The organism is Stenotrophomonas sp. GD03958, from assembly GCF_029839005.1.
Lineage (GTDB): Bacteria > Pseudomonadota > Gammaproteobacteria > Xanthomonadales > Xanthomonadaceae > Stenotrophomonas > Stenotrophomonas hibiscicola.
Genome location: NZ_JAOBZT010000124.1, coordinates 1 through 5,432 on the forward strand (window position 1 = coordinate 1; position 5,432 = coordinate 5,432).

The following is a 5,432-nucleotide window of genomic DNA, read 5'->3' on the forward strand; positions in this document are numbered from 1 at the left end:
ATCTTCAGCACCCGGCGAACGCACATCCGCAGTGCGCGCCCTCGGGCCACGCGGCATGTCCAGCTCGTCTGCATGCTGCAGCCGCGCACGCACCTGCGGCAGCGACTGCGGATGCTCACGCGCGAGGAAATCGAGCATGCGCTCGCGTACCAGGCAACGCAGGTCGAACGCGTCGCCGGAGCTGCGCGCACTGACCAGCAGGCGGACCTGGATTGCACGCTCACTGGTTTCAGTCACCTGGGTCACGCAGACTCGGCCATCCCACAACGCTTCGCCCCGGCAGATGCGCTCCAGTTCAGCACGGATCGCCGCAATCGGGGCACGATAATCCAGCCACAGGAAGGCTGTGCCGAGCAGGTCGGCACTACGCCGCGTCCAGTTCTGGAACGGGTTCTCGATGAACCAGGTCAACGGCACCACCATCCGCCGCTCATCCCAGATACGCACCACCACGTAACTGCTTCCGATCTCCTCGATGCGTCCCCACTCGCCTTCCACGATCACCACGTCATCCAGGCGGATCGGCTGCGTCAACGCGATCTGCAGGCCGGCGATCAGGTTGCCGAACACCGGCTTGGCCGCGATACCGGCCACCAGGCCGATCAGGCCGGCCGAGGCCAGCAGCGCGGTACCGATCTTCTGCACCATCGGAAACGTCAGCAGCACCAGCGATGCGCCCAGCACGATGATGCCGCCCATCAGCACCCGGCTGAGCACGCGCGTCTGGGTCTGGATGCGGCGCGCTTCGAGGTTGTCGGAGACATCGATGGGATGGCTGCGCAGGATCGCGCGCTCACCGGCCGCCACCGCACGTACCAGCAACCAGATGAAGCAGGCAGTCAACGCGATGTGCAGCACATGCTGCAGATGGCCCAGCAACGGATCCTGCAGCGGCGTGGCCTGCAGGGCGGGAATCAACAGCAGCAGCGGCCATGCAGTGGCCATCGGCAGCCCGAGCACACGACCGATGCGCGCACGTCGGCGATCACGCCCTTTCAGCCGGTGATAGATCCACAGGATCAGCCAGGCGCCGATGCCGCCCACCAACGCCGCCAGACCCAGCGGCCATGCATATGCCTGTGCGCTTTGCCAGTGCACCGTTGCTACCTCCACACGAACAGCCAAGCGGACAGCCTCGCGCATGGGGCATGAGCGTCACGTCAGCCGTTCGTAAGCAGGGTGTTGGTCGGCAGGGCTTGCAGCCCTGCACCTGCCAGAATCCGAAGCAACAGCAACAGCAGAAGCTGGCATTCCGTGGGATGGCGGGGTGGGTCCGGTGGCGGGGGACGCTGCAAGTACGTCCATGTAAGCTCGGTCGCCGCATCCATGCGGCTCACGCCCCCGCAACCGGACCCACCCCGCCTTCGACAGATTCCCGCGATCTGCACTAGATCCACGCCATACGTGGATGAATCTCCATCGGAATCGAATATTCGAATTGGAATCCAGAAGCATCCACGCATGGCGTGGATCTACCGTGTCGACCAAGGTCGACACCTACCAACAGCCGCCGGAATCTGTCATAGGCGGGGCGGTGTCGGAGTGCGGGGTGTCAGCCGCATGGATGCGGCTGCCAAGCTTACAGGGACGTACTTGCAGCGTCCCCGCACTCCGACACCGCCCCGCCATCCCACGGATGCATGCTGTTGCCGTTGCTTCGGCCGTTGGCGTTGCCGTTGCCTCCGCAGGTGCAGGGCTGCAAGCCCTGCCGAAAAACCCTTACCGCACCTGCTCCTGCTTGCGCACGATCGCCATCGCGATCTCCAGCGACTGCTCGTAGTTCAACCGCGGGTCCACCGTCGAACGATACGCGCGCTCCAGGTCGCGCTCGGTCAGTTCGCGCGCGCCGCCGATGCACTCGGTCACGTCCTCGCCGGTCAGTTCCAGATGCACACCGCCCAGGCGCGTACCGGCGGCCGCATGCAGGTCGAACGACATCTCCACTTCGCCACGCACGTTGTCGAAGCGACGTGTCTTGAAACCGTTGGCGGTGCTTTCGGTATTGCCATGCATCGCATCGCACACCCACAGCACGCGGCGACCATCACGCTTGACCGCGTCCAGCAGCGGCGGCAGTTTCTCGGCGATCTGCGCGGCACCCATGCGGTGGATGAAGCTCAGGCGGCCCGGCTCGTCATGCGGGTTGAGCACATCAATCAGACGCAGCAGCTGGTCCGGCGTCACCGACGGACCCACCTTGATCGCAATCGGATTGCGCACGCCACGCAGGTATTCCACGTGCGCGCCATCCAGCGCAGCCGTGCGCATGCCGATCCACGGGTAATGCGTGCTCAGGTTCAACCAGCCCTGCTGGCGGGGCACCTGGCGGGTCAGTGCCTGCTCGTACGGCAACAGCAGCGCTTCATGCGAGGTGTAGAAGTCGATGCGGTTGAGGTTGTGCACGCGGGCCCCGGCCAACGTCTCCATGAAATGCACGGCATCGCCGATCGAGGCCACCATCTTCTGGTACTCGGCGGCCAGCGGCGAATGGCTCACCCATTCCAGGTTCCAGTACTCGGGGTGGTGCAGGTCGGCGAAACCACCATCGATCAGCGCCCGTACAAAGTTCATCGTCATCGCCGAATGCGCGTGCGCCTGCAGCATCCGCTTCGGGTCCGGCAGGCGCGCTGCTTCAGTGAAGGCCGGCGCATTGATGACATCGCCGCGGTAGCTCGGCAGGGTCACACCGTCGCGCGTCTCGGTATCGGCCGAACGCGGCTTGGCGTACTGGCCGGCGAAACGACCCACGCGGATCACCGGCTGGCGCAGCCCATGCACCAGCACCAGGCTCATCTGCAGCAGCACCTTCAGGCGGTTGGAGATGGTGCCCGATTCGCAGTCGCTGAAGTTCTCGGCGCAGTCGCCGCCCTGCAGCAGGAAGCGCTTGCCCTCCTGGGCCTCGGCCAACTGCTGCTTCAGGGCCAGGATCTCCCACGAGGTGACCAGCGGCGGCAGCCGCTTCAGCTCGTGCAGGGCAGCGTCCAGCGCCACCGGGTCCGGGTAGGTCGGCATCTGCAGCGCGGTCTTGCCACGCCAGCTCTCCGGCGACCAGGCAGCGCCGGTGGCGGCTGCGACGGGATCGGGGACAGGCGAAACGGCGGACAGGCTCATTGCAGGCTTCCGGAGGAGGGGGACGTTCATGGTCGCAGAGCCGACCGCTGTCGCAAAGGGCCGAACGGCGTCTGCACATGCTGAACGCCGGGGAAAGGGCATCGCGATTGGCCAAAAGCGGCATGCCCACGGCCAGCCGGTCAGGCGCATGATTCGCCACGCACTGTTACGAAGTAACACTCAGTCCCCAATGGCCCCTTCCACAGCCTATCCGCCATGAAGCCCTCCCTGCTTGCTACCGGCATCACCTTCGCCCTGACCCTGGCCAGCCTGCCTTCCCTCGCCGTGGCCGCCGATGCCGCCGCTCCCGTGAAGGACCTCGGCGCGGTCACCGTCCACGCCCAGCTCGACCAGGCCCGCAACACGCTGTCGCCGGACATCGGCAGCAGCCAGTACCAGATCACCGCCGAGGACATCCAGAAGCAGCCGCTGGGCGCCTCCGCGCCGCTCAGCCAGGTGCTGCTGCAGGCGCCCGGCGTGGTCCAGGATTCCTACGGCGGCGTGCACGTGCGCGGCGACCACGCCAATCTGCAGTACCGCATCAACGGCGTGCTGCTGCCCGAATCGATCTCGGGCTTCGGCCAGACGCTGGATGCACGCACCATCAAGAGCATCCGCCTGATGGATGGCGCGCTGCCGGCGCAGTTCGGCGAGCGCACCGCTGCAGTGGTCGACATCACCACCCGCAGCGGCGCCGAGCTCGGCAACGGCGGCAGCGCCGGGCTGACCGCAGGCTCGTTCGGCAAGATCAATCCCAACGCCTCGTGGTGGGGCAACCAGGGGCGCTGGAGCTGGTTCCTGACTGGCAACTACGACCAGAACGAGGTTGGCCTGGAGAACCCGACCCGCTCGCGCAAGCCGCTGCACGACGACACCCACCAGGGCAAAACGTTCGCTGACCTTACCTACCTCGTCAACGAGAACACCCGCCTGAGCGTGTTCGCCGGCTTTGCCAACAATCGCTTCCAGATCCCGGTCAACCCCGGGCAGACGCCGCAGTTCGGTTACCTCGATACCACCACCTTCGACTCCAGCCAGCTGGATGAAACCCAGCGCGAGGCCACCCGCTTCGGCATGCTGGTGCTGCAGGGCACGTTGGGCAGCACCGCATATCAGCTCTCGGCCGGGCAGCGCTACAGCGATGTGGCATTCCATCCGGATGTCGTCGGCGACCTGGTGTTCAGTGGCGTCGCCTCGCAGGTGCAACGCAGCAACCGCGCCAACACGCTGCAGGCCGATTTCTCCACCCCACTGGGCAACGACCACACGCTGCGCTATGGCCTGTACGGCAACTACGAGAATGCGCGGGCCAGCAACAGCAGCTGGGTGTTTCCGGTCGATGACGCCGGCCAGCAGTCCAGCACCACACCGCTGCTGATACCTGACCGCAGTGCCTTCCATGCCAGCACGCTGGCGTTGTACGTGCAGGATGAATGGAAGATCGGCGACGACTGGACCGTCAACTACGGCCTGCGCGGAGATCGCTACAAGGCCTTTGGCCACACCGAGGGCCAGCTCAGCCCCCGCGTGGGAGTGGTCTGGAATGCCAGCGACAGCACCACCGTGCATGCCGGCTATTCGCGTTACTTCACGCCACCGGCCAGTGAGCTGATCGCCAGCAGCGATATCGCCCTATACGACGGCACCACCAACCAGCAGCCCAGCGGCGGCAACAACACGCCACTGGCCGAACGCAGCGACTACTACGACATCGGCGTGTCGCAGCAGCTGGGCGACCACCTCACCCTGGGCTTGGACGCCTACGATCGCCGCGTTGCGCGCCTGCAGGACGAAGGCCAGTTCGGCGCCGCCTACATCTACTCGACGTTCAACTATCGCCATGGCCACATCCGTGGGCTGGAGTTCAGTGCCGACTACAGCAACGGCCCGTTCAGCGCCTACTTCAACGCGGCGTACAACAAGGCCATCGGCACCCAGGTGATCACCAGCCAGTACAACCTCGATCAGGACGCGCTGGCCTATGTGGCCGACCACTGGATCCACCTCGATCACGACCAGAAGCTGACCTCATCGGGTGGTCTCAGCTACGCCTTCGCCGGACACAACCGGATCGGTGCCAACTACGTGTTCGGCAGCGGCCTGCGTTCGGACATCGAGGGCGTACCCAACGGCGGCGAGCTGCCGTCGTACCTGCAGGTGAACCTCAGCGCCGGGCACGACTTCAATGCCGACAGCGGCCATCCGTTGCACGTCCAACTGGCCGTGATCAACGCACTGGATCGCAGCTACCAGCTGCGCGACGGTGGCGGTGTCGGCGTCTTCGCCCCGCAGTGGGGACCGCGCCGAGGTGCTTACCTGAG

Annotated in this window: 3 protein-coding genes; 1 reads left to right on the forward strand and 2 read right to left on the reverse strand. The window is 65.6% G+C overall.

All coding sequences use genetic code 11. The features are described from left to right. Nucleotides 1–1,143: mechanosensitive ion channel family protein (locus tag N5C25_RS20095; RefSeq protein WP_345781925.1), on the reverse strand; the 1,143-nt coding region annotated here is incomplete at its 3' end. Nucleotides 1,144–1,719: 576 nt separating this feature from the next. After that, nucleotides 1,720–3,111 (reverse strand): 3-deoxy-7-phosphoheptulonate synthase class II, encoded by a 1,392-nt coding sequence (locus N5C25_RS20100; RefSeq protein WP_019659572.1) that lies wholly within the window; start codon nt 3,109–3,111, stop codon nt 1,720–1,722. A gap of 216 nt (nt 3,112–3,327) precedes the next feature. On the opposite strand from N5C25_RS20100, the gene N5C25_RS20105 reads away from it, so the two are divergent. After that, nucleotides 3,328–5,432: TonB-dependent receptor (locus tag N5C25_RS20105; RefSeq protein ID WP_279937759.1), on the forward strand; the 2,105-nt coding region annotated here is incomplete at its 3' end.